Raw genomic sequence first — 25,118 nt, 5'->3', positions numbered from 1 at the left:
GTTAAGGTTTCGTCAAACTCTTTCCAACAGCATATTCAAGGTCTGCAAGAGCTCTATTGTAGTCTGCAAGGGCTGAGTTCAAATAACCCTTAGCCTTTACATAGTAGGCAATTGCATCTGTTACCTCTGTGGAAGTTCCAACATGCTCTCTATAACGTTCCTTAGAGTCTTTCAGGAGCTCCTCTGCCTCTTCAACCATCATTTTTGCAGTTTTAATCCTTGCCTCTGCTGTCTTTAGAGCTGTATAGGCAGAGATAACCTGAAGCCTTACTAAATCCTTAGCTTTCTTAATTGAAAGTTCAGCTTTCGCCTTTTGCGCCTTTGCCTCTTTTACCTTCCAGAACCTTTGAGCTCCTTCAAAAATTGGAAACTGAACAGCTATCCCAACAGCAGTCCTGTCAAAGTTTCCGTTCATTGGATACTGATCGGTTCTATCGTAGGAAAGACTGAGAACAATGTCTGGAAGAAACTGAGAATAGGAGAGCTTCACACCGTAATCTGCACCCTTCTTCAGGTTTTCAAGATACTTGAGGAGAGGTCTATTCTCAAAAGCTGCTTTAAGAAGCTCCTTTTCAGTAAAGTTGCTATGTAAATATTCAAGTTCTCCCACCTCAACTTCTATATCATTTCTTCCAGCATCACTCCTCAACTTCTCAAGAGCAACCCTGTAAGCCCTCCTTGCGTTTTCAAGCTGTTCTTCAGCATCTCTAACGCGCACCTCTGCTTCAAGAAAATCTCTCCTTGGAACGATTCCCTCATCAAAGAAGGCTTTAACATTTTTCAGATGTTCCCTTGCAGCTTTCAGATAGCTTTCTGCTATCTCAACGGCTGACTTAGCTTCGGAAAGAGTGTAGTAGTCCTTCTTTATCTCTGTCAGAACTTTTAGAACTGTTTCCTGAAACTGATAAAAGGAAGCAGTTTTGAGTTCCTCTTTCATCTTTAAGTTGTAGGTAAGCTTTCCTCCGGTAAAGAGCGGCTGTGTAAGATTGAGGTTCAAAGTGTAAAAGTTCTTTTCCATAATTGAGAATTCCATCGTAGGAAGTCCTGGAAGACTCATTGTATAGGCCGGAACATCTGAAAGAGAAGTTTTTGTGTATTGAAACTTCACAGTAGGCAGGAATTTTCCAACAGCTTCTTTGAACTGATAGTTTGAAATCTCCCTCTCCTTTTTCGAGATTTTGATTTCAGGATTGTTCTCAACTGCAATTTTTAAGAGAGATTTTAAGTCTTTAACTGTCTCAGCCATTGACAGGGATGGTATTAGAACCATCAGAAGAAGTAGCTTCTTCAATTTTCTCCTCCATCAAAAGAGCAGGGATTAAAGTTAGAATACCGCAAACGCTCGCAAAGAAAAAGGCATCTCCGAAAGAGTGCCAGAATGCATGCTTTTGAAAGAGCATTCCAACAAAGGCTTTAGCTTTTTCATTGAGAAGAAGTTCCGGAGTTGACTGGAGGTAGTAAAAATAACTTTTAAGCTTTGCAACAAACTCTGTAAACTGCGGTGAATACCAGGAAGATTTCTCAGCCATCCTGAGAAGATGTCCATCTTGAGAAGATATGAGGATGTGGGTCGATATCGCTGTACCAACGCTTCCGCCAACAAGCCTTAACAGGTTCTGAAGCGCTGAAGCCTGCCTTAAAAACTCCCCTTTAAAGTTTCCAAGTGACACTTGAGAAAGTGCAGGGAAGAAAAAGCCCATTCCCATTCCCCAGGGAAGGAGGAGAAGGATTATCTGGCTCTTCCCCATCGCCAGATCGAGTCTGCTTTGAAGGTGGGTTCCATAGATAAAAATTATAATACCCATAATGATTGAGGTTTTATGGCTTATGATTTTTCTGTCCATGAGAATTCCAGAAATCATGCTAACAACTCCAGTTGCAGCGGCAGGCCAGAAGAGAATCTCCCCGGCGTCTATGGTGGGAAACTCCCTAAGTTTCTCAAGGTAGAGGGGAAGAAGAAAGTAAGAAGCATAGACACCCATTCCAAAAAGAGTAAGTGAAAGAACAGGATATCGGAAAAATTTGAACTTGAAGAGATTCAGATTTACAAGTGGATTCTCAACTTTTAACTCAACAAAAATAAAGAGAATAGAGGAAACAAAAAATGTATAAAGAAAGAGAATTGTCTTCTCATCACTCCATCCCCAGTCGTTTCCCTTAGAGAGGGCTGTAATAAGCGAAGAAAGAGAAATGGCCAAGAGAGTAAATCCCAAAACGTCCAGTTTTCCGTTCTCTGCATGCTCTTTTCTATCATCTTTCATCAAGAGCATGAGGAGGTATACAACAAGAATTCCTGGAAGGAGGTTGACGTAGAAAACCCATCTCCAGTCAAGATGTTCAGTCAAGTATCCACCAAGCGTTGGACCAAGGGAGGGTCCAAAAGTAGCTCCAAGGGCAAACATTCCCATTGCCATTCCTCTTTTCTCAGGAGGGAAGAGCTCAAAGAGTAAAGCCATACTCATTGGAACGGCTATTCCTTCACCAACTCCTTGAAGAATCCTCCCAAGAATCATTGTTTCAAGATTCGGTGCAATTCCGCAGAGTGCACTCATCAGTGTGAAAAGCCCTATTCCTAAAAGGTAAGTATTTCTGTGTCCAAGTTTTCCTCCAAGCCATCCAACAACAGGCATTGCAACTGCAGAAGCTATCATGTAAGAAGTGATTACCCACTGAATATCGTCTGGCTCTGCTTCAAATGCACTCATCATGTGAGGTAGAACAATGTCAACGATCGTCGTATCAAGGAGAGTCATGAACATTCCGGCAACGATTAGTGCCGAAAGAAAGTAAACCTTTCTATCCACAACTACCTCTTTTCAATATAAACAGTAACGTTGGTTCCAGGCTTTATACACCTTAGAGGAACATCTTCGAGCTCAATCTTTACAGGAATTCTCTGTGTTACCCTCGTGTACTCACCCTGAGATGTATCTCTTGGAATCAACGAAAAGATTGAACCTGCAGAAGTGCCAATTGAAGAGACCTTTCCTTTAAAAGCCTCCTTGCAGGTTTCAACCTCAGCTTTTACTCTATTACCAACCTTTATATCCCTGACTTTATCCTCTTCAACCCAGGCAAGAACATAAAAGCTTTCAGGATTGTAAACGGAATAAACAGGAAGACCTGGAGAAACAAAGTCTCCTTTCTCCTTCCACTTCTTTGCTATAAATCCCTTTACAGGAGATTTCACAAGAGTGTGTGAAAGGAGAATCTCGACTTTTTCAAGCTGGTGTTCTGTTGACTTTATCTCTTCTTCAAGCTGCTGTATAGAATAGTTCAACTCCTCAATTTTCTTAAGATCTGCCTTTGAGATTTTTATCTGTTCCCTCAGGCTTTTTATCCTATTTCTGATCTCTTCCTGTTGTTTCTTAACAATCTCGACCCTGTTCTTTAAAGCTTTCGCACTCTTTAAATTCTCTTTTGCAGCCTGAAGACGGGTTTTAGCTGTTTCAAAGCCATGGAGTGCCTCTTTGTATCCCAGTTCCACTTCTTCAAACTGTTCTCGTGAAATTACCCTTCTCTGGTAAAGTCTACTGTACCTCTCATACTGATTCTTCCAGTGGTCAAGGGAAGCTTTTGCAGCTTCAACCCCTTTCTCGGCAGCCCTTACTTCACTCTTTGCCTTTTCAACAGAAGTTTCATAGTTGGTTTTTTCTAAAAGCTCCTGATGTTCTAACTGCTGTAATTTTTTCTCTAAGGCTTTTAAATTTTCTTGATTTATTTTCACGCTTGCAGGAATCTGCTCCTTTAACCTGCTCAATTTCTTTAGAAGTTCCTCTCTCTTTGCTTTCAGGCTTTCAAGTTTTGCCTTTAAAGCATCTACATCCTTCCTGTAGATAGAGTCGTCAACTTTAAAGAGAGGTTCTCCCTCCTTTACAGGTTCATATTCTCTCTTAAAGAGTTTTATTACTTTCCCTGAAACGTCCTGAGTAGAAACAGAAACAACATCCGCCATCTGAAATGCATCATCAGTAATGACGTAGACATAACGGAGGTAGAAGTAGTAAAAGAGCCAGAGAGTTACCAATCCTATGAGAAAAATTCCCACTAAAGAAAAAAGTTTCCTCATGATTTCACCTCGTTGAACATTGAATCACTGTTCAGTGTATCAAAAGCATAAATCAGATTCTAATTTCTGTCAAGAAGTTGTGTGAGAAACACTTCTAAGACGAATCCTTTAACCTCTTCCAGTTTCATATCTATAAAACCTCTTAAACGAAAGCAGTCAATGTTTGCAGGGGCACTTGAAATAAGGAGGAATATCCCCTCCGGATTTAACTTCTTAAATATCCCCTTTCAATTCTCTTTCAACAACTTTTGAAAGCTTTTTAGCGTAATCTCTGCACTAAGATAAGCTAAACTTTCTGTATCTATCATGAATGAACTTCCTAACTCTATCATAAATATACCAAAAAAAAGACCTGTTCTCTTGAAAAAAGTCAACAATGGTATTAACAGCCCCAAAGGAATCCTTTTCTTCAATAGCCTTTTGACTATTTCAAGCATTAAACAATTTTTGCGGTTATTTGAACCTGAATACTGATCAAGACACTCTCAGCTTGCTGAATAAAGGCTTTACATCTTCTTTGGATGTTAGGCTTCCTTTTTATCTATCCCCCTCTTTTATAGTAAAGTAAGAATTTACACAGTTGTGCGGCACTCCATTCATTTCCTTCCTATTGCAAGGAATACAGGGTATTCCTTGTTGTTTTTGTTTATTATATTAACAGTAAAGATCTTTATATCCTTAAATCCTATTTTTTCATAATACTCCTTCATTTTTTCTTTGGAAAAACCAAAATGATAAACGCCTTCATTATCAGAATGGAAATCTCCTTCTTCTTCCTCTAAATCAGCAATAGCTATATATCCACCTTCTTTCAAAGATTTTTTTAATTTCCACAATAAGGATTCCACATCTTCTATATGGTGAAGTCTCATACTACTCACAACAAGGTCATATTCCTCATCTCCAAGTTCATCCTTTTCAAGGTCTTTAAAAACTGGATTTATATTTGAAACTCCTACTTTTCTCGCTTTTTCCTGTAAAACCTCAAGCATCCCCTTTGAGTTATCTATAGCGTCTATTTCTTTGACATAGGGTTGAATATAGAATGTCAGAAGTCCTGTCCCTGTTCCGAAATCCAAAACTCTCCAGTTTTTATCTACAGGAATATTATCAATAATGCCTTGTCCTATTCTTCTTGCATTTTCTACTCTTAAAGGCTTCTCATCCCAGTTCTTTGCAAGCTCGTCAAACATACTCATTTTATACCTCTATCCATCTTGTGGTAGTGTATGAGATTTTACGTAAGCCGAGAGAATGGAATAACCTACTGGGGAACATACCCAAATCCCAAAGTTCTAAACCCCAAAATTGGAAGTAGTGGAAATTTTACCAGACATGCTCAAAGAAATAGCTGGACAATGATTGTTGAAAAAACACAGCGGAACAGAGAAGTGTTTTTACGAAAGGAATCCTGATACAGCCTATAATTTATATGAAACCTAAGCAGTATGCCAAGACCAAGTACAATTAAGATTAAAAAGCATTGGTAATTCTTCATTAACTGGTTTTTCTCGAAATTACAAAGTTTAAAAAATTGATCTTGAGCTCATGTATTCTAAAAATTTGTGGATTATGGAGAATTTGCACCTTTTTCAAGGATAAGGAATGCTGGAGGAAATAGAAAATACAAGTTCACTTATTTTTTCTTTTCTTGGTGTTTATTCATCAGGTAGTTTTTTTGAAAAAAGGGGGACGAAAGTCCCCCGATATTAAGCTTCTTCAGGTCTCTTGACGTCGTAAAGAATATCATCCCATGGATGCCTGTAAAGTGGCATAGCGAGGCGTTTTTCGTCGAGGATATGTCCGATAAATCCAATAGATCTTCCGAGGACGAAGAATGCGTTGAAAGCTCCAGCGTTGATGAGCTCGTCGATTTCCTCATCCGTGTAACCAAGGTTTCTGAACATATCTACAAGGAGAACACCGATTGTACCGTCAACGTTGAGGATGAGGTTTTCTTTCTTAGCTGTTGTAACCTTTTCAACTTCAAGAGCGTAGTCGAGGAGCTCTGTTGATGGGAAGTTCTCTTTTGCGAAGTTCTTGAGAAGCTCAACCCTCTTGTCAGGGTTCTTTGTTGACTTAATTCTGTGTCCAATACCAGGAATTGGTATCTTCTCAACGTTCTTCATGTAATCAACAAACTCGTAAGGATCCATTCCTTTTTCTTTTGCCATCTTGAAGTACTTGGCAGCACCGTCAATAGCACCACCAAACCTTGGTCCAATTGTAAGAATACCTGTAGCAAGACAGGACATGAGGTCTTTTCCAGCTCTTGCAGTTACTTTTGCGTTGTGAGCACCGGAAACCGCAGGACCGTGGTCAGCAACAACCTTGATTACCATATCAATGAACTTTGAAGCCCATGCTGGGAACTTCTTCTTGAACCAGAGGAGACCGATAACGTCAGCAATTGAGTAGTCCTTTTCAACAACTTCAGAAATTGGAATGCCACAGTATGTAGCTTCTTCTCCTCTATCGTCGGAAATTGTACAGATGAAGTTTGTAGGTCTTCTAACTTTTCCAGCCTTAACAGCTTTTGCGTAATCCTCTGGAACTGGTGGAACTTCTGGTTCTTCAATCTCGCCAATTTCACCTTTCCTCTTGAGGTCTTCGTAAACTTCTCTAATAACTTCTGGGAAGTCGTTGAAAGAGTCTGGAACGATAGCACCAGCTTCCTTGAGAGCTCTATTCTTAGCATCTGCTGTTTCTCTGTCAGCACCAGCCTTAGCACCGGCGTGACCGAACTGAACTTCTCCACCAAAGTGCTTTGCAATAGTACCAATACACCATGCAATTACAGGCTTTGTGATAAGCCCTGACTTGATAGCTTCAGCGACTTTGTATTCAAGCTCACCACCAACTTCACCAAGCATTATCATGTACTTAACTTGAGGGTTCTTCTGGAATCTGATGAGGTGGTCGAGGAAATCTGAACCTGGGAATCTGTCACCACCAATAGCAATACCTTCTACGATACCGTCAGCGTTTCTTGCAATGATGTTTGAAAGCTCGTTAAAGAGACCTCCTGACCTTGTAACAAGACCACAGGAGCCAGGTCTGTGGAGTTTTGACTTAACGATGTTTTCAATTGTTCCACCAGCGTTTCCAATTCTGAACGCACCAGCAGCAATACCACCAACAGTAGCAGGACCAATAATCCACTTTCCAAGCTGCTTGGCTTTATGAGCCATATCTCTTGCAAGTCTTTCTGGAATACCTTCAGCAGTAATAGCTACTGTTCTAATAGTTGGAATGTTAAGAGCTTCAATTGTTACATTGTAAGCAGTTCTGAAAGACGCAAAGTTAACGAGAACGTCAGCTTCAGGATGCTTTTCAGCAGCCTCTACAGTGGACTTGTAGATAGGAATCATTATCTCTTGAGTTCCAAAGAAGAACTTCTCAAACTTTCTGTTTTGAGTAGGAGCAACTATTGCAACGATAGAAGGAGTTCTTCCAACTGTATAGTCGTAGTCAAGCATTCTCTGGATAGCATTTCTGTTTAGGTTCCAGAAAATAGCCTTTGTATTTCTGTCAAAAAGTACGTAATCAGGTCTGCCCATTATCTCTCCTCCGTATTAAGGATTCTCTGTGAGAGCTTTTTTAACAATTGCTGTAATGTGCGTTTCAGGACCGTAAACTTCTATTGGAAGACCAAGCTCTTCTGCAGCTTTTTTGATTCTTGCAAGACCAACTTCGTAGTTAGGTCCTCCACGACGTACGTAGATTTTCACTCCAACTTCTTTCATCTTATCAGCATACTCTTTGAAAGCGTCAATGATTCCGTCGAATGTCTTAGCAACATCTGTGAAGTTAGCAATAGCACCACCGATAATTAGGATCTTTGGTCTTCCTTGAGGATCTTTCTTTCTTGTCATAAGGTCGAGAACAGTCTTAACGTACTCCCTTGTTTCAGCCCTTGATGGGTTACCGGAGTACTCACCGTAGTTTGCAAGCTCATTAACGTATCCAAGGTCTGCAACAGTATCTGCATAAACTACAGATGCTCCACCACCAGCAACGAGAGTCCAGATTCTACCTTCTGGGTTAAGAATTGTGAGTTTAAGTGAAGCACCGGACTTTTCGTCCATTTCCTTAATGTACTTCTCTTCTGGTGTAAGCTCTCCACCAAATCCTGCTGGAAACTCTATTTCACCCCACTTTCTACCAACCAAGAACTGAGCTGTATCGTCAAGTCTTCCTACAAAGTCAAGTGGGTAGATTTTATTTCCAACCATAACAAGAGGGTTGATTTCAAGGTATGCAAAGTGCATGTCTTTAAAGAACTTGTAGAGTCTCTTTACAAAGTCAGCATACTTCTCTTTATCCTTTATTTCTTCAGGTACGTTTTCTTCAATAAGCTTTTCAGCTTCTTCATCTGTTGCGAGAACAGGAATAACAACTTCTCTTACCTTGTCCCAGTTTTCTTCAACGTCAATTCCACCAAACGCAGACATGAAGATGTGGTCACCATCCTGACCAAGTGTCATAGCAACGTAGTATTCATCTTCCTGAGCGTGTGGAACACATGGTTCAATGAGGAAGTGAGTAAGTTTACCTTTCTTTCCTTTAATCTCTACATCTTCTTCCATTTTCTTCTTAATCCACTCTTTTGCAGCTTCGTAATCGACATCACAAGGCTTTTCCTTCTTAAAGAGAATAAGTCCAAGCTTACCCCTTTTACCAAAGAGCATGTCAGGTTTTGCAACAAGTGGTAATTCTTTAAGCCATGGATATTCTTCTGGAAGCTTATCGAGGTCTGTTTGTGGTGTTACAAGAACTGATTTAAAGTCGTACTCAAACTCTGGAGCAAAGTACTCGTTCCAGTGCTCTGCAAGGATTCTTTTACCGTCGTATTCCCTAATCCCTCTTTGAGCCATTAATTGACCTCCTTTAAAGTGGTTAAAGGGGGCAGGAGCCCCCCGGATTTTTGTTTTAAATGGAGTCGATGATTGAGTTGAATGTTGCACTTGGTCTCATAGCTGCTTCAGCTTTTGCATCATCTGGGTGATAGTATCCACCGATATCCTTTGGAGAACCTTCAGTTGCTCTAATTTCTTCGAGGATCTTTTCCTCGTTCTCAATAAGAGCTGCTGCTACAGGTTCGAAAATTTTCGCAAGCTCAGCATCTTCTGTTTGAGCAGCAAGCTCTTCTGCCCAGTAACGTGCAAGCCAGTAGTGGCTACCGCGTGTATCGAGCTCTCCAACCTTTCTCTTTGGAGTTTTGTCGTTGTCAAGGTACTTACCAACAGCCTTAGAGAGAGTATCTGCCATGATGAGGATTCTCTTGTTACTATTTCCTGATTGCTTGTATGCAAGCTTGAGAGCTTCTACAAATGCAAGGAACTCTCCAAGGCTATCCCATCTGAGGTGTCCTTCTTTTACAAACTGCTGAACGTGTTTTGGAGCAGAACCACCAGCACCTGTTTCAAAGAGTCCACCACCGGCGATTTCAGGAACAATGGAAAGAGCTCTCGCACTTGTTCCAACTTCAATAATTGGGAAGAGGTCTGTGAGGTAGTCTCTGAGAACGTTTCCTGTTACGGAAATTGTGTTGAGTCCTTTTCTGAATCTTTCAAGTGTAAACTTCATTGCCTCTCTTGGAGGCTTGATGTACCACTCAACGTCAGAAAGGTCGTACTTTTGAAGTTCTTCTTTTACCTTCTCGATAAGCTGTCTATCGTGAGCTCTCATGTGATCAAGCCAGAATACGATTGGCTCACCGGACTCTTTAGCTCTGTTAACTGCAAGCTTAACCCAGTCGCGGATAGCAATATCCTTTGTTACGCAGCTTCTGTAGATGTCACCTTCTTCAACCTCATGTTCCATGAGGACGTTTCCGTCTTCATCAACGATTCTGATAACACCATCTGCTGGTGGGAAGAATGTTTTATCGTGGGAACCGTATTCTTCAGCTTTCATAGCCATAAGACCAACGTTTGAAACGCTTCCCACCTTTGTTGGATCGAATTGACCGCGAACTTTAATGTCTTCAACGATTTCGCTGTACATTGTTGCGTAGGAACGGTCTGGGATTGTAATTACACAGTCATCTGTCTCTCCGCTTGGTCCCCAGCCCTGGAGTCCATTTTTGATAACAGCAGGAACAGAAGCGTCAATGATAACGTCGTTAGGTCTGTGAAGGTTTGTAATACCGTTATCTGAGTCAACCATGTAAAGACGTGGTTGCTTCTTGTAAATTTCCTCTATTGTTTTCTTGATTTCCTCTTGCTTTTCTGCTGGAAGTTTAGAAAGTTTGTTTTCAAGGTCAATGAGACCTTTGTTAGGGTCAAATCCAATCTCTTCAAGCTCTTTTCCATGCTTTTCAAAAAGTTCCTTGTAATAAACCCTGATTGCATCACCAAAGATTGCAGGGTCTGAAACCCTCATCATTGTAGCTTTAACGTGGAGTGAGAAGAGAATATCTTTTTCCTTAGCATCATTAATAACTTCTTCAAAGAACTCTTTGAGCTTCTTTCTGCTCATGTAGGTTCCGTCAACGACGTCACCCATTCCAACTTCAATCTCTTTGAGAACAGTTACGTTTCCTTCTTTATCAACAAACTCGTAACGAATCTTTGTATCTTTCCTGAGAGTTACAGACTTTTCATGTTCGTAGAAATCACCGCTCTTCATGTGAGCAACGTAGCTTTCAGACTTTGGAGAAACATCTCTCATTCTGTGAGGATGTTTCTTGGCATACTCCTTAACAGGTGGAGCAACACGTCTGTCGGAGTTACCCTGTCTGAGAACTGGGTTAACTACACTACCGATACACTTGTCGTACTTTGCTCTGATTTCTTTTTCTTCTTCAGTTTGAGGGTTCTCTGGGAAGTCTGGGAGATCGTATCCTTGGGACTGGAGCTCTTTAACAGCGTCAATAAGCTGAGGAACAGAAGCAGAGATGTTAGGAAGCTTCATAATATTTGCTTCTGGCTTCCAAACGAGCTCCCCAAGGTAAGCAAGGTCATCCGGAACATATCCAAACTGAGCAAGGATTCTTCCTGCAAGGGAGATATCTCTAACTTCAATATCTACGTCTGCATGCTTTACAAAGGCTCTCATAATTGGCAGAAGTGAGTAGGTTGCAAGTGCTGGAGCCTCGTCAACCTTTGTCCAGATAATAGTTGGCTTTTTTGCCATATTTATCCTCCTCCACATTTTGATTTCAATTTCAGGTGAAAGGGGGACAAGCCCCCCAAAGATTACTGAAGTTTACCTTCGAACTTGTCCTTAACGTACTTGAGAACGCCACCAGCCTTGATGATCTTGACCTGTCTCTCGTTGAGGCCGTGCTTTGTAGGAATGGAGATACCCTTTGTTCTGTTGATTACGGTAATGATGTTGTCTTCTCCTGGAGCAAAGTTTGAAAGATCTATCTCAAGAAGATCTCCTTGGTCAATCTTGTCGTAGTCTTCAGGGTTAACAAATACAAGTGGAAGAATTCCAAAGTTGATAAGGTTAGCATGGTGGATTCTTGCAAAGGACTTGGCGATTACTGCCTTAACTCCAAGATACATTGGACCAATTGCAGCGTGCTCTCTTGAAGAACCCTGTCCGTAGTTTTCACCACCAACGATGAATCCACCACCCTTCTCCTTAGCTCTTTGAGCAAATGTTTCATCTACAACTGAGTAAACATACTCAGAGATTGCAGGAATGTTTGAACGGAGTGGGAGGATCTTTGCACCACCAGGAATGATGTGGTCTGTTGTAATGTTATCACCAACTTTGAGGAGAACTTCTCCCTCTACCTTATCTCCAAGAGGCTCCTTATAACCAACATAGTTGATTGTAGGACCTTTGTAGATTTCAACCTCATCTGGATCAGCAGCTGGAGCATAGATCATTGAGTCGTCAATCTCAAACTTCTCTGGAAGGAATACCTTAATCTCCTCAATTCCAAGGTCTCTTGGGTCTGTAATAACTCCCTTCATTGCAGTTGCAGCTGCTGTTTCTGGGGAAGCGAGGTAAACTTCTGCATCCTTTGTACCAGAACGGCCGTAGAAGTTTCTGTTGAATGTTCTAACAGAAACTCCTCCAGATGGTGGAGCAAATCCCATTCCGATACATGGACCACAAGCGTTCTCAAGAATTCTAAATCCAGCTCTCAGGAACACATCGTAGTAGCCTTCTTTATCCATCATTCTGAGAACTTGCTTTGAACCTGGAGAGATTGCAGCTGAAACAAGCGGATGTACCATCTTTCCGGTTCTCTTGAACATTTCACCTACAGTCTTGAGGTCTCTGTAGGAAGAGTTTGTACAAGAACCAATTGCAACCTGATGAACTCTTAGACCTTCAACTTCTTTAACTTTCTTAACGTTGTCAGGCATGTGTGGGCAAGCGATGAGTGGCTCGAGCTCAGAAAGGTCAATATCAATTACTTCATCGTATGTAGCGTCTGGGTCAGCCTGTAGTGGTCTCCACTGGGATTCTCTTCCCTGAGCTTTCATGAAGAGGTATGTCTGCTCGTCACTTGGGAAGATAGATGTTGTAGCACCAAGCTCAGCACCCATATTTGTAATAGTTGCTCTTTCTGGAACTGAAAGGTACTTAACACCCTCTCCACCGTATTCAAAGATCTTTCCAACACCGCCTTTAACGGAAAGTCTTCTGAGGAGCTCAAGGATAATGTCCTTAGCTGAAACGAAAGGTCTGAGCTTTCCGTAGAGGTTAACCCTAACAACCTTTGGCATTGTGAGGTAGAAAGGTTCTCCAGCCATTGCAAGAGCAACGTCCATACCACCTGCACCAATAGCAAGCATTCCAATACCGCCTGCTGTTGGTGTGTGGGAGTCTGAACCAAGGAGTGTCTTTCCTGGAACAGCAAATCTTTCAAGGTGAACCTGGTGACAGATACCGTTTCCAGCTTTGCTGAAGAAAACTCCAAACTTTGCAGCAGCTGTCTGGAGGAAGAGGTGGTCGTTTGCGTTTTCAGGGCCACCAGCCTGAAGTGTGTTGTGGTCAACGTAAGATACAGAAAGTTCTGTTTGAACTTTTGGAAGTCCCATAGCTTCAAAGTGGAGGTATGCCATTGTTCCTGTGGCATCCTGTGTGAGTGTCTGGTCGATTCTGATAGCTATGGGCTTCCCAGGGGTCATGTCCCCTTCAACAAGGTGGGTCTTGATAATCTTCTGGACGATGTTCAAGCCCATTTCTCCTCCTTATGGATTAAATTTTGTATTGCTTACAAATTCCCTTCAAAAAAGCTCTCTAAATAAGCTGTAAAAATTATGTAAAAAACTTGTAAAAATTTCAAGTCCGATTAGGAGAAAAAATTGGAGCCAATCACTCTTTGAAGAACGAGTTTCTATATACATTTATGCCAAGGAAGTTTAATCTGAAGTAAAAGCTCAAACAGAAGGAATAAAGGGTCGCCCATTTTTCAGAGGCAAAATTGCTACAATGCCTGACTGCCATACAGGAAGGGACTGTGTGAAAGGCTAAAGAACACATATATTTGAACAATCCCACAGACCTTATATTTCCGCCCTTAAACAAAGGAGGAAAGAAATACTTACTGGCAATAGAACTTGTCCAGAACTAACAGTAGAACATCAATTTTAAGGTGATAACAATGTCACTTCTCAAAGCGAGTTTAAAAAGGCCCACCATCTACATTGATCCCAAAAAGTGCATGGGGTGTAGGTCTTGTGAAATAGCTTGTGCAGTAGAGCACTCAGTGAATAAAACACTGTTCAAAGCAATCTCTGAAAAACCAATACCCAAGCCAAGGTTAAAAGTTGTGGTTGCTGATTCCTCCAAGGTTCCACTGAGGTGTCAACACTGTGAAGATGCTCCATGTATAAAAGTCTGCCCAACTAAGGCAATAAAGAAGAGTGAAGATGGTTTTGTAATACTCAACGCCAACAAGTGTGTCGGCTGTTTGATGTGTGTTAGGGCCTGTTGTCAATCTGGACATCTGAAGTATGAGCCAGAATATAAGATTGTTCTGAAGTGCGATTTGTGTATTGAGAGACTTAGGGAAGGCAGAGAGCCAGCATGTGTAGAAGCTTGTCCTACCAAGGCATTGAAATTTGGGACTCTTGAAGAGATTCTGGATAGAAAAAAGAAAGCAGAGGAACTTATCTCAGACTTGAAAGCCCCAGGAATTGTATACATAGAGCCGGTTATTGAAGAAAAGGAAAATAAGGAGAAAGTCAGCCCAATAGATGTTAATACAAGTTATTCTAAGGTTAAGTGGTATTCTTAGGTGGTTATGATGGCAGAACAGATAAAGTCTAATGTTCCTGCAAAGCAGGTTTCTGAAACCAAGGGAGTTGCTGACCTCATTGATAAGGCTGAAAAGGATGGGATAAAGACCGCTTGGCACCGCTTTTTAGAGCAGCAACCCCAATGTGGGTTTGGACTGCTTGGAGTATGCTGTAGAAACTGTAACATGGGGCCATGCAGAATTGACCCATTTGGTGCTGGGCCAACAAAAGGCGTTTGTGGAGCAGATGCCGACACAATAGTTGCAAGGAACATTTTGAGAATGATTGCAGCTGGTGCCGCAGCACACAACGACCATGCAAGAGACATTGTCCGCGTCTTTAAGGGAACAGCAACAGGAGAGTTCAAGGGGTACAGGCTCACGGACATTGGAAAGCTTAGGAAATTGGCTCAAATTCTTGGCATCAATATTGAAGAAAAAACCGAGAGTGATATAGCCCTGGAAGTTGCACACATCTTGGAATGGGAGTTTGGAAAACCCGACAATGAACCATTGAAGTTGCTCATGGCAACGGCACCTAAGAAAAGAATTAAGATCTGGAAGAGAGTTGGAGTTCTACCAAGGGCAATTGATAGGGAAGTGTGTGAGTGTATGCACAGGACTCATATAGGTGTTGATGCAGACCCAACTTCTCTTCTCCTTTACGGTGTGAGGACTTCTCTCGCTGATGGATGGAGTGGCTCAATGATGGCTACTTATCTAAGTGACATCCTCTTTGGAACGCCAAAGCCAATTAAAACCACTGCAAACTTGGGTGTTCTCAAGGAAGATCACGTGAATATAGTTGCCCATGGCCACAATCCAATACTGTCAATGAAGATAGCTGAAGTTGCTCAAAGTGAAGAGATGCAAAAGTTGGCTAAGAAATATGGAGCTGAGGGAGTAAACGTTGTAGGGATGTGCTGTACCGGGAATGAAGTTCTAATGAGGCTTGGCATTCCTTCGGCTGGAAACTTTCTAATGCAGGAGCTGGCAATAATAACAGGTGCTGTTGAAGCTACGGTCGTTGATTATCAGTGTTTAATGCCCTCATTGGTTGATGTGGCTGGCTGTTATCACACCAAGATAATCACAACCGAACCCAAAGCCCAAATACCCGGAGCAGTACACGTAGAGTTCAAACCAGAGAAGGCTGATGAAATTGCAAGGGAGATAGTTAAGATTGCAGTTGAAAACTTCCAGAGCAGACCAAAAGAAAAGGTTTACATTCCAAAACACAAGAGTGAAGTCGTCGCAGGTTTCAGCGTTGAAGCAATTCTCGAAGTTCTTGGAGGAACTTTTGAACCTCTCATAAATGCACTCAAAGAAGGCACAATTAAGGGAATTGTCGGAGTTGTTGGGTGTAACAATCCAAAGGTCAAACACAATTACAGCCATGTAACATTAACCAAGGAGCTCATAAAGAGAGACATCTTAGTAGTTGGGACTGGTTGCTGGGGAATTGCAGCAGCGATGGAAGGTTTAATGTCTCCAAAGGCTGCTGAACTGGCCGGTCCAAAGCTGAGGGCGATATGTGAGGCTCTCGACATTCCACCATGTCTACACATGGGAAGTTGTGTTGACTGTTCGAGAATTCTGATAGTGTTTGCTACAATGTCAGAAGCTCTAAATGTTGATATTCCAGACTTGCCTGTTGCTGGTTCTGCTCCAGAATGGATGAGCGAAAAAGCATTATCAATTGGAACTTACTTCGTTGCAAGCGGTGTATTCACTCACTTAGGCGTAGTTCCACCGGTATCTGGAAGCCAGAAAGTAACTAAGCTGCTCACCGATGATATTGAAAACCTCATCGGAGGAAAGTTCTACATTGAGCCGGACCCAATAGAGGCAGCAGAAACAATTTACAATGTGATAACTGAGAGGAGGAAGAAACTCAAGTGGTCTGTTTGACTTTTCCTTTTAAAGGGATTATAGAAAAAGCACAATTTAATCATTAGAGGCACTAAAATGAAGATACTTGTTGCTGGAAAAGGAGGAGTTGGAAAAACCACAATTTCAGCTTTATTAGCTCATATCTTAGCAGACAAAGGGTATAACATACTGGCTTTGGACACAGATTCCGTTCCCAATCTCGCTCAAAGTATAGGAATTCCATTCGAAGAAGCTTTAGAAATTGTTCCACTTTCACGAAATGAAAAGCTTGCAGAGGAAAGGACTGGAGCAAAACCAGGAGAGGGATGGGGATCTCTGTTCTCATTAACTCCAAAAGTTGATGATTTAGCCGAAAAGTACGGTATAACAATAAAACCCAATCTAAAACTTGTTGTTGTCGGAAGCATAGAACAAAGCAAAGAAGGTTGTTTGTGTCCGGCATTGGCTTTAGCAAAAGCTTTTTTAAGACACGCTTTGCTTTCTGATAAAGATGTTGTAATTGTTGACAGTGAAGCTGGGGCAGAAGTATTTGGACGTGGACTGGCTGAGAAATTCGACGTTATGATATGTGTAGCAGAGTCAACATTAAAGTCTTTAATAATAGCGAGAAAACTTATCGAAATGGGAAAACAACTCGGTATAAAAAACATTTTCCTTGTATTAAACAAGGTACATAACTTTCAAGAAGTTTCCTCTCTCTGTAAGGAGGTTTTCTCAAACCCTATTTCCTGTCATCTTGTAAGATTTGACGAAATCGTCGTTTCTATTGAAAATGAAGGGAAAGGCGTTAATGCAATTTCAGAAAAATCCCCAATATATATAGATATAAAGGCTCTATCTAAGAAGATAATTAAAATTGAAAATGGGAGTAGAAATTGAAACCAATCATTATTGAAGGACGCATTCCCATATACATTTATGCTAAGGAAGTTGAACCTGAAGTAAAGGCTCAGATAGAAAGGATAAAAGATCTACCGTTTTTCAGGGATAAGATTGTCATAATGCCTGATTGTCATGCTGGAAAGGGATGTGTCATTGGTTTTACTGGCTACTTCGACGAGGTTGTTATTCCGAACATCGTCGGTGTTGATATAGGTTGTGGTGTTTACACGTATCCTTTGGGAATCAAAGTAGATAAGGAAAGTCCAAAAGAGGAGTTAAATCTTCCGAAATTCGATGCCTTTGTAAAGGGAAAAATACCGACAGGGTTAACATCAAGAACGAAATCCAATGCCAAGAAACTTCCTCTTTCAAAAGAGGATAAGGAACTTCTCACCGAAATCAAGTCAATCCTTATAAATACTTACAAAATAGATCTTCAAGAACCGATTTTGCAGGTTGGAACCCTTGGTAGTGGTAACCACTTTTTAGAACTGGGCTACGATACTGAAAGCGGGGAACTCTACCTGACTGTTCACTCCGGTTCAAGGAATCTTGGGCTTAGGGTTTGCAACCACTTCCAGAGAAAAGCCAAAGAGTACACAAAGAAACGCTATTCCGACATTCCAGCAGACCTCTCATTCCTTCCACTTAACAAAGGAGGAAGGGAGTATTTACGAGCAATGAAACTTGCTCAGAAGTACGCAGATTTAAACAGACGGATGATTTTGAAACTGATAGTTGAAGAGTTCTTCAAACAGGAGTTTGTTGAAAGTAAGCTGATTAAAAGCGTTCACAACTATATAGATCTTGACAGGGATATGTGCGTGAGAAAGGGGGCAATCTCTGCCCACAGAGATGAAAGGGTAGTAATTCCATTTAACCTTACAACAGGACTGATTATCGGTAGAGGAAAAGGAGTTAGAGAGCTCAACCTTTCCGCACCCCATGGGGCTGGAAGGAAGCTGAGCAGAAGAAAGGCAAAAGAGATGTTCTCTGTCAGTGACTTCAGGAAAGCCGTCGAAGAGGCTGGGGTATTTTCAACAACTGTTAACAAAGATACACTCGACGAAGCTCCTTTTGCCTATAAAGACCCAAATGAAATTCTGGAGTTTTTACCTAAAACCGTTGAAGTAGAAAGGTTTGTGAAACCGATATACAACTTAAAAGGATAAAACTCCCCTTCTCGGGGAGTCTTCATTAAGCAACCGGATATGCAAATTCCGGTCTTTCTTCAACAAGTTTAATATCTGTAGCCTCTTCTGGAAGCGGAACAACCTTAACCCTTTCAACCCATCTTTCTGGAAGATGAATCACTCTCTTTCCAATTCTGATTATTGCCGGAGCTACTTTTGCCTTGTATTTGATTCTTACTCCAAAGACTTTTTTACCAAGCTTGTTCTCAAACTCACCTGGTTCTTCCACCTCTATATCCTTAGCACTCCCGGGGAAGTAGATTCTCTTTGCATAGTGTCTATCTCTACCTTTGTGGTAGTAAACAAGCCAGAGAACTTTTCCTTCTTTATACTTAGCTTCAGTCGGAATATACTTCTCGGCCTTTTCCTCTTCCTCGAGAAGTCTTTGAACGTACTGCTCAAGGGTTTCGTCTTCCCTAACCTCGTTTTCTGTCCAGGTTTCAAATTCGATCTGCCAATTCTTAACAGTCGCGATGATGTTTGCAAGCTTAACGTTTTTCTCTTCTTCTTTTTCTACCAGTTCATCGATTTTATCAAGGATGTCCTTAAATCTTTCTCTGAAGTCATCAAGCCTTGTTATCGCAACAATCAGGTCACCCTGCTTCTTGAGTTTCTCAAGGAGCTCCTCATTGTCTGCAAGTACCATCGCCTTTCTGATTTCGCAGAAGTTCTTCCTGAGCTCCTCGAGAATTTCTGGAGAGAGTTTGAGATCAACAACACTCTCAAAGATCTCCTTCGTTATGGCTTCAGGAATTTCTTTTAACCTTTCATCAATCGTCTTATTGTCGCTTCCCCAGGGATTGTAGGTCTTATTCCAGTTGTGATATTTAGCTATGTAGTTTGCAAGCCTTACAGTTATCCTGTTTTCTTCAAGGACAACTTCCCTTAGCTCTTCAATCATTGAGCCGAATTTCTTTTGCCAGAACGGAGAATATGTGAGCGTACAGAGGTAATCTGAACGTTTCTTGAGATCTGTAAGCTGTTCAGGTGTTTCAACTTCAAGCATTTCATCTCTGATGATGCAGTTGATACGGCGAACGTCTTCAGGACCTTCTACTTTTCCGTAAATCCTTCCCATGACTCCCTCCCAGAATCCAAGTAAGAAGGGGGCAGAGCCCCCGATTTTTAGTTAAGTTTTTCAAGAGCTTCAAGGATTAAGAGACCTGCTTCGTTGATGCTGTTTTTTCCAATGAGGTTTGAAGCTCTAAGGACTATGAGCTCTTTCTCAAAAGTATCTGGATCAAGACCGGAAAGTTTCATAGCATCTGCAAAGTTCTTTGGAAGAACCCTTACCTTTTTCTCTTTCTCGTAGAGAGTACCCACTTTTCTCAGTGCTTCAAGGACTCTCACTGCAAGAGGTGTAATTGGATTTGCAAAGCCCTCTGGAGTTCCGGAAAGGGCACGCTTGATTAACTTTCCAGCTTCTGTAAGGATGATGGCTTCGTTCTGGAGGATGTCTATGTAACCGCGAGCTTCAAGCTTGTTGAGAGCATACTCAACTTCCTCTTTCCAGGTTTCGTCAAACTGCTCATAAACATCTTTAATGAAGAAACCTTTCTCTGGGAGTTTGTGAAGAACTTGAAGCTCAAACCTTGTGATGTGTGGAAGCCTTCTAATCTGGTATGCCATTTCTGCGTACATCTTTCCAGCTTCCGTTGCCTCACCACCACCGATGAGCTGAGCATCAACTCCTCTCTTGTACCAGTCAACGTTTGGAGAGGCAAACTCTTTGTTTGCAATTGTGATAGCCTTAACTGCAACGGCTGGAATTTCTCTCATTCCTCTTGTTTCCATATCCTCAAGAACTTTCTTACCGTACTCTGTCAGGTAGTGGACTCTCTTTCCTTCCTTCTCCTCAGCACGGATTAGGTTGAAAGATTCAAGTGTGTAGAGGGACTCTTGGATGATGTCATACATCTTCTCATACCACTTATTGCCCTTTTCGTAAAAGCTCTTAAAGAGTTCCTCAACTGTCTTAACTTCGGCAAACTTGTTTTTAATCTCTTCCTTCTTCTGATAACCCAAGTCCTGATAGAGTCTTCTACCGTAATGTTCAAGGAGATGTTTATACTCTTTGGCAGGTTTGTAAAACATGTAGTGGACAAGCTCATCAACTGTAGGCATTACACTTGGATCGCTTTCGTGGTGTTTCCATACCTCCTGAATAGCCTTGAGGAGCTCTGCATCGAGGATTTCAACGTTAATGGATTTAACAGGTTTAAAGCTTCTCTCCTTCCAGATCCTGTAAGCCTCAAGGAGGTGTTCGCCAGCCGGAAGGATTTCACCGTCACCATCGATGTAGGCAAGTGCCATAAGGACTTCTTTCTCTTCGTTTGTAAGGGCTTCAACCCCCTCATCAATAACCTTAGCAAGTGAATCCATAATGTCTTCAGAGATTACTGTCTCATAGCTTGGAGCAAGGTATTCGCAGGCTTTCTTAATCTCCTGGCCAAGAGCTGTGAGAGCATAAACGTCAGAAGTCGGAACAGAAAATGCAAGAAGTCTCATAGCTCCCATGAGAAGCGGAAATCTTCCACCTGCTGGAAGCATTGAAGACTCTGCAGGTCCTGCTGGCATGTCCTTTATGTACTGGTAGAGTTCTCTATCTATTATCAATCTTGGGTGAGCGTTTCTGAAGATTTCATAGATATCCTTAGCGTATTTGTTGATTGCCTTAAACGTTCCTTTCTTCTCAACTTTTCTCTCTTCAATAAATCCTCTCTTTTCCAGCTCTCCCTCTGTAAGTGGACCAGGAATGTCTTCGTTTTCGATAGCTGTCTCAATCATCATAATGACTTCAGAACCAAGCCACCTGAATCCCTCATCCCACTTTGATGGGTGTTCAATGAGTCCCTTTTGAACCATGTCATCAAGAATATTCGCAAGAGCTCTTCCCCAGTATGTAAGTGAGTATTCTAAAGGTCTCTCCATTCTTAGAAGGTTCATTCTTTCAAGCTCAATGAACGGTGGCTCTTCAGACTTCAGAAAGAGCTGGCAGGTTGGCGCATTGTTGAGCTCCTCCTCCCTAACTCTCAGAAGTGCCAGCGCGTGTTCTTTTCTAATTATCATTTCTCCCTCCTTTTTTCTAATTTATCTCTAAAGTTTAAATTATGTCAAACGCCTTTTTAAGTCAACTAAAAGGCTTTTTTATCGAGAGGATTAAGAATTGTTCTTGGACGGTTTGAATCATAAAATTCCCTTATGATTTAAGAGAAAACGACCTTTTAAACGAGGATACAGTCCGATGATAAAAAGACTGTCTTCTGAAGTTATTTCAAGAATTGCTTCCGGTCAAATAGCTTCTTCTCCTTCCAACGTTCTAAAAGAGCTAATAGAAAACTCTCTTGACGCTAAAGCCACAGAAATTTCAATAAAGATAAAAGACCAGTTCAACTTCAAAGTCATAGACAACGGAAACGGCATTCCCTATAAAGAGTTACCCCTTACTGTCGAAAGGTTTACAACAAGCAAAATAGAAAGTCTCGACGATCTATTAAGAATCAAAACCTACGGCTTTAGAGGAGAAGCTCTCCACGCAATTTCTCAGGTTTCCCACCTTACAATCAAATCAAAATTTTATAGGGAAAGTACTGGTGGAAAGCTTGAAGTAAAAGCAGGAAAAGTTCTCTCCACCTGTCCCATTCCTTTTTCGCAAGGGACTTCTGTCTCTGTAAACTTTCTCTATTTTAATGTTCCTGTAAGAAAGAAAAGCTTCAACTCAAGAGAGAAACAGAACATGATTAAAGTAATTAAGACATTTGCACTCTGCAGACCTGATGTAACCTTCAAGGTGAATGATACAGGTTACTTTGCCACCTCCTTAGAGGAGAGAATTAAACAGCTATTTGGAAAAGAAATAAACTTCAAAAAACTTTCATCAGATAGATTCACTATTCTCTACTCAAGCGAAAGTGAAGAAGAAAGAAGAAGGATAGCTCATATCTTCGTTAACAGAAGACCAGTATCACTTCCTGAAATAGAAAAGTTGCTGGATGAACTGAGAATCAAAAACTATATCCTGTTCATAGATGTCGATCCCCAAGAAGTTGATATTAACGTCACACCAACCAAAGACAGAGTGATTCTGAAGGATAACTCAATAGCTGAAGAGATACGGGAATTGCTCTATCCAAAAACGACACTTCCTGCAATATCTGTTCTACGGGAAAGAAAGGAAATCAACTACGAAACCCCTATAGAACTTTTAGGAACTGATGGCACAGTAATCATCGGCCACGATAGGGAATACTATTACTTCTTTGATCAACACCTGATCCATGAGAGAATAAACTATGAAGAGTTAACAAATCGGCTTTTTTCAAAAGAAATTCCCTTACAAGAACTTATTCCTCCTTTAGAAATAAAAGCTTCTTCTGAAGCAAAGGAGAAGCTTAGAAAATTTGGAGTAGAGTTTGAACAATCGGGAGAAAACCTTTTAGTTCGTGCAATTCCGGAAATTCTGTCTATTGAAGACATAAAGAATATAATAGATGGAGTAGCTCTCGAATCTGTAGCAGCAGTGGCCTGTAGAAAGGCAATAAAATCTGGATACAGACCCGTAGACTTCAACGATTTGAAAGAACTATTTGAAAGGTATCTGAAATGTCAGGAGAGGGAAACCTGCCCCCACGGGAGACCAATCTACTACAGGATAAAGAAAACCAGAATAATGAGGAAACTGGGAAGAAGCTAAAACGGGAGATAATTGCAGGATTTACAACCTTCTTTACAATGTCCTACATCCTGATCGTCAACCCTATCATTCTCTCAACAGCTGGCATACCAAAGGAAGGTGTAGTTTTTGCCACCGCCGTTTCAGCTGCAATTGCCACTTTTATAATGGGGGTTTATGCGGGACTCCCCTTTGCCTTAGCTCCTGGAATGGGACTGAACGCCTATTTTGCCTATACAGTCTGTGGGCAAATGGGAATTTCATGGCAAACAGCCCTCACCGCCGTTTTTCTGGAAGGTTTAATTTTTCTGATAATGGCGCTTTTTGGAGCAAGAAAAGCAATATTTAAGGCAATTCCTCCTTCCTTAGCATACGGAATCTCTTCAGGAATTGGTCTTTTCATTGCACTTATAGGATTTAAAAACAGTGGTATTATTACTTACGACCCAAACACCCTTCTAAAACTTGGCAACATAAAGAGCTTTGAAGCAGTTGTAACCATTTTATCTCTCATTCTCATTGCAGTTCTGGTAAAGAAGAGAGTTTCAGGAAGCCTTTTAATTGGAATTATTTTCTCTACTCTCCTTGCAATCGTTTTTGGAAAAGCAATTTTCCCTGAATCCTTCTTTGGCTTTCCAGAACCGTCTACTGCCTTTCAGCTTGATTTTCACTCAATCTTTTCCGGAGCTATTATTCCCGTAACCCTTACGTTCCTTCTGGTTGATATCTTTGACACAGTCGGAACCCTATCTGGACTCTGCGCAAGACTTGGAATCCCGTTATCCGATAAGAAAATTGGAAGAGCTCTCACAGCCGATGCTGCAGGAACAACAGTAGGAGGACTACTTGGAACCTCCACAGTCACAACATACATAGAAAGTGCCAGTGGCGTTGCATCTGGTGGAAGAACGGGAATAACAGCAGTAACTGTTGCAGTCCTATTTCTGATTTCCCTCTTTCTTTATCCTCTTATCTCTGCCGTTCCGGGATTCGCCACTTCCTCTGCTCTGATATATGTTGGAGCATTCATGATGGCATCCTTAAAGAGAATAGACTGGAATGATCCATCAGAAACTCTTCCTGCATTTGTTACTCTCTCAGCAATTCCATTTACGTTTAGCATTTCCGATGGAATGGGTCTTGGATTTATAACCTACACAGCCATTAAACTGATAAGCGGAAGATTGCAGGATTTAAACCCTCTTCTTATCTTAATTACTGTAATATTTTCGGTTAAGTTCTTTATGTAATCAGCATTTTAAAAATCCCGGAAGGAGGAGATGAATGAACTGGAACACACTGAAGACCACTATACTCCTTGGTCTTCTTACAGGAATACTGCTTGCATTTGGAAAACTCCTTGGTGGAAACGCTGGAATGGTTGTTGCACTCTTCATGGCAGCCATAATGAACTTTGGAAGCTGGTACTTCTCAGACAAAATTGTTCTCTCTATGTATGGGGTAAGACTTCTTGAAAAAGAGGAAGCTCCTGTTCTCCACGAGATAGTTGAAAGACTCGCAAAGAATGCTGGAATTCCCAAGCCAAAGGTTGGTATTGCTCCAATGGACGTTCCAAACGCTTTCGCTACAGGTAGAAACCCTGAAAACGGTGTTGTTGTTGTAACTCCAAGGATTGTAGAACTCCTTGATCAGGATGAACTGGAAGGTGTTCTTGCCCATGAGATAGCTCACATAAAGAATAGAGATACCCTCATTCAGGCAGTTGCTGCAACAATTGCTGGAGCAATTACAATGCTTGCAAACATGGCTCAGTGGTTCTTCCTCTTCGGTGGGGCACGGAGAGAAGAAGAGGAAGGTGGTGGATTCGCCGAAATGATAGGTCTAATTCTGATGGTAATCCTTGCTCCTATTGCTGCAGCTCTAATCCAGATGGCAATCTCAAGATCAAGGGAATACAAAGCAGACGAAACCGGTGGAATGATTTCAGGTAAACCAGAAGCCCTTGCAAGTGCACTTAAGAAATTAGAAGAATACGCAATGAGAGTACCACCAGAAATAGCTAAATCGGAAGTAAACCCTGTAACAAGCCATCTCTTCATTGTTAATCCACTAAAAGGAGATACAATAGCAGCTCTATTTTCTACTCACCCTCCAACAGAGGAAAGAGTAAGGAGACTTTTAGAGCTTGCTAAGAGACTCTTTGGCAGAATCAGAGAAACTCTTTGGAGATGGTAA

17 protein-coding genes are annotated in these 25,118 nt (G+C 41.4%); 7 read left to right on the top strand and 10 right to left on the bottom strand.

What is annotated here, in order from left to right:
* Position 1: 1 nt before the first annotated feature.
* The 8 genes from ACYQ3A_RS08065 to ACYQ3A_RS08030 form a co-directional block, all read right to left on the bottom strand.
* On the bottom strand, positions 2 to 1,291 hold the full coding sequence (locus tag ACYQ3A_RS08065) for a TolC family protein (RefSeq protein WP_459896747.1): 1,290 nt from the start codon (positions 1,289 to 1,291) through the stop codon (positions 2 to 4).
* Positions 1,239 to 2,804, bottom strand: coding sequence for a DHA2 family efflux MFS transporter permease subunit (locus ACYQ3A_RS08060; RefSeq protein ID WP_459896745.1), 1,566 nt, complete (start codon positions 2,802 to 2,804; stop codon positions 1,239 to 1,241). The genes ACYQ3A_RS08065 and ACYQ3A_RS08060 overlap by 53 nt, the downstream gene beginning before the upstream one ends.
* Positions 2,805 to 2,806: 2 nt before the next feature.
* Entirely contained in the window at positions 2,807 to 4,069 is a 1,263-nt protein-coding gene (locus tag ACYQ3A_RS08055; RefSeq protein WP_459896743.1) for an HlyD family secretion protein, read from the bottom strand.
* A 596-nt stretch (positions 4,070 to 4,665) separates the two neighbouring features.
* On the bottom strand, positions 4,666 to 5,262 hold the full coding sequence (locus ACYQ3A_RS08050; RefSeq protein ID WP_459896741.1) for a class I SAM-dependent methyltransferase: 597 nt from the start codon (positions 5,260 to 5,262) through the stop codon (positions 4,666 to 4,668).
* A gap of 516 nt (positions 5,263 to 5,778) precedes the next feature.
* Complete coding sequence (locus ACYQ3A_RS08045; RefSeq protein WP_459896739.1) at positions 5,779 to 7,629, bottom strand: citrate/2-methylcitrate synthase; 1,851 nt, start codon at positions 7,627 to 7,629, stop codon at positions 5,779 to 5,781.
* Between the two features lie 15 nt (positions 7,630 to 7,644).
* Positions 7,645 to 8,946 carry an ATP citrate lyase citrate-binding domain-containing protein gene (locus tag ACYQ3A_RS08040; protein WP_459896737.1) on the bottom strand — a complete coding sequence of 434 codons (1,302 nt, stop codon included), beginning with the start codon at positions 8,944 to 8,946 and terminating at the stop codon, positions 7,645 to 7,647.
* 55 nt (positions 8,947 to 9,001) lie between these two features.
* A complete protein-coding gene (locus ACYQ3A_RS08035; RefSeq protein ID WP_459896735.1) occupies positions 9,002 to 11,209 on the bottom strand; it encodes an NADP-dependent isocitrate dehydrogenase in 2,208 nt (735 codons plus the stop codon).
* A gap of 62 nt (positions 11,210 to 11,271) precedes the next feature.
* Positions 11,272 to 13,224, bottom strand: a complete 1,953-nt coding sequence (locus ACYQ3A_RS08030; protein WP_459896733.1) for an aconitate hydratase — start codon at positions 13,222 to 13,224, stop codon at positions 11,272 to 11,274.
* A 527-nt stretch (positions 13,225 to 13,751) separates the two neighbouring features.
* Between ACYQ3A_RS08030 and ACYQ3A_RS08025 the strand changes: the two genes are divergently transcribed.
* From ACYQ3A_RS08025 to ACYQ3A_RS08010, 4 genes are read left to right on the top strand one after another with little or no spacing between them, the layout of a single operon-like run.
* Positions 13,752 to 14,282 (top strand): 4Fe-4S dicluster domain-containing protein, encoded by a 531-nt coding sequence (locus tag ACYQ3A_RS08025; RefSeq protein ID WP_459896731.1) that lies wholly within the window; start codon positions 13,752 to 13,754, stop codon positions 14,280 to 14,282.
* 9 nt (positions 14,283 to 14,291) lie between these two features.
* The gene (cooS, locus tag ACYQ3A_RS08020) at positions 14,292 to 16,193 is read left to right on the top strand and encodes an anaerobic carbon-monoxide dehydrogenase catalytic subunit (RefSeq protein ID WP_459896729.1); all 1,902 of its coding nucleotides are present in this window, start codon (positions 14,292 to 14,294) and stop codon (positions 16,191 to 16,193) included.
* A 57-nt stretch (positions 16,194 to 16,250) separates the two neighbouring features.
* Positions 16,251 to 17,054 (top strand): ATP-binding protein, encoded by an 804-nt coding sequence (locus tag ACYQ3A_RS08015; RefSeq protein ID WP_459896727.1) that lies wholly within the window; start codon positions 16,251 to 16,253, stop codon positions 17,052 to 17,054.
* A complete protein-coding gene (locus ACYQ3A_RS08010) occupies positions 17,051 to 18,229 on the top strand; it encodes an RtcB family protein (protein ID WP_459896725.1) in 1,179 nt (392 codons plus the stop codon). The genes ACYQ3A_RS08015 and ACYQ3A_RS08010 overlap by 4 nt, the downstream gene beginning before the upstream one ends.
* 25 nt (positions 18,230 to 18,254) lie before the next feature.
* On the opposite strand, the gene ACYQ3A_RS08005 is transcribed toward ACYQ3A_RS08010, so the two are convergent.
* Both ACYQ3A_RS08005 and ACYQ3A_RS08000 read right to left on the bottom strand, forming a co-directional pair.
* On the bottom strand, positions 18,255 to 19,328 hold the full coding sequence (locus tag ACYQ3A_RS08005; protein WP_459896723.1) for a type 2 periplasmic-binding domain-containing protein: 1,074 nt from the start codon (positions 19,326 to 19,328) through the stop codon (positions 18,255 to 18,257).
* 47 nt (positions 19,329 to 19,375) lie between these two features.
* Entirely contained in the window at positions 19,376 to 21,319 is a 1,944-nt protein-coding gene (locus ACYQ3A_RS08000; RefSeq protein WP_459896721.1) for a DUF505 domain-containing protein, read from the bottom strand.
* Between the two features lie 175 nt (positions 21,320 to 21,494).
* On the opposite strand from ACYQ3A_RS08000, the gene mutL reads away from it, so the two are divergent.
* From mutL to ACYQ3A_RS07985, 3 genes are read left to right on the top strand one after another with little or no spacing between them, the layout of a single operon-like run.
* Positions 21,495 to 22,943 carry a DNA mismatch repair endonuclease MutL gene (gene mutL, locus ACYQ3A_RS07995; protein ID WP_459896719.1) on the top strand — a complete coding sequence of 483 codons (1,449 nt, stop codon included), beginning with the start codon at positions 21,495 to 21,497 and terminating at the stop codon, positions 22,941 to 22,943.
* On the top strand, positions 22,853 to 24,172 hold the full coding sequence (locus ACYQ3A_RS07990; protein ID WP_459896717.1) for an NCS2 family permease: 1,320 nt from the start codon (positions 22,853 to 22,855) through the stop codon (positions 24,170 to 24,172). The genes mutL and ACYQ3A_RS07990 overlap by 91 nt, the downstream gene beginning before the upstream one ends.
* A 34-nt stretch (positions 24,173 to 24,206) precedes the next feature.
* Positions 24,207 to 25,118, top strand: a complete 912-nt coding sequence (locus ACYQ3A_RS07985) for a zinc metalloprotease HtpX (protein ID WP_459896715.1) — start codon at positions 24,207 to 24,209, stop codon at positions 25,116 to 25,118.

This window comes from Desulfurobacterium crinifex (assembly GCF_054656775.1).
Note: the sequence above shows the minus strand (reverse complement) of the source record. Positions and strands in the feature narration are given on the sequence as shown.

Bases quoted from the DNA above. Each gene is read 5' to 3' on its own strand.
- ACYQ3A_RS08035 (WP_459896735.1), bottom strand. From the start codon at position 11,209: ATGGCAAAAAAGCCAACTATTATCTGGACAAAGGTTGACGAGGCTCCA.
- ACYQ3A_RS07990 (WP_459896717.1), top strand. From the start codon at position 22,853: ATGTCAGGAGAGGGAAACCTGCCCCCACGGGAGACCAATCTACTACAG.
- ACYQ3A_RS08055 (WP_459896743.1), bottom strand. From the start codon at position 4,069: ATGAGGAAACTTTTTTCTTTAGTGGGAATTTTTCTCATAGGATTGGTA.
- ACYQ3A_RS08005 (WP_459896723.1), bottom strand. From the start codon at position 19,328: ATGGGAAGGATTTACGGAAAAGTAGAAGGTCCTGAAGACGTTCGCCGT.
- ACYQ3A_RS08045 (WP_459896739.1), bottom strand. From the start codon at position 7,629: ATGGGCAGACCTGATTACGTACTTTTTGACAGAAATACAAAGGCTATT.
- ACYQ3A_RS08050 (WP_459896741.1), bottom strand. From the start codon at position 5,262: ATGTTTGACGAGCTTGCAAAGAACTGGGATGAGAAGCCTTTAAGAGTA.
- ACYQ3A_RS08030 (WP_459896733.1), bottom strand. From the start codon at position 13,224: ATGGGCTTGAACATCGTCCAGAAGATTATCAAGACCCACCTTGTTGAA.
- mutL (WP_459896719.1), top strand. From the start codon at position 21,495: ATGATAAAAAGACTGTCTTCTGAAGTTATTTCAAGAATTGCTTCCGGT.
- cooS (WP_459896729.1), top strand. From the start codon at position 14,292: ATGGCAGAACAGATAAAGTCTAATGTTCCTGCAAAGCAGGTTTCTGAA.
- ACYQ3A_RS08040 (WP_459896737.1), bottom strand. From the start codon at position 8,946: ATGGCTCAAAGAGGGATTAGGGAATACGACGGTAAAAGAATCCTTGCA.
- ACYQ3A_RS08015 (WP_459896727.1), top strand. From the start codon at position 16,251: ATGAAGATACTTGTTGCTGGAAAAGGAGGAGTTGGAAAAACCACAATT.
- ACYQ3A_RS08000 (WP_459896721.1), bottom strand. From the start codon at position 21,319: ATGATAATTAGAAAAGAACACGCGCTGGCACTTCTGAGAGTTAGGGAG.
- ACYQ3A_RS07985 (WP_459896715.1), top strand. From the start codon at position 24,207: ATGAACTGGAACACACTGAAGACCACTATACTCCTTGGTCTTCTTACA.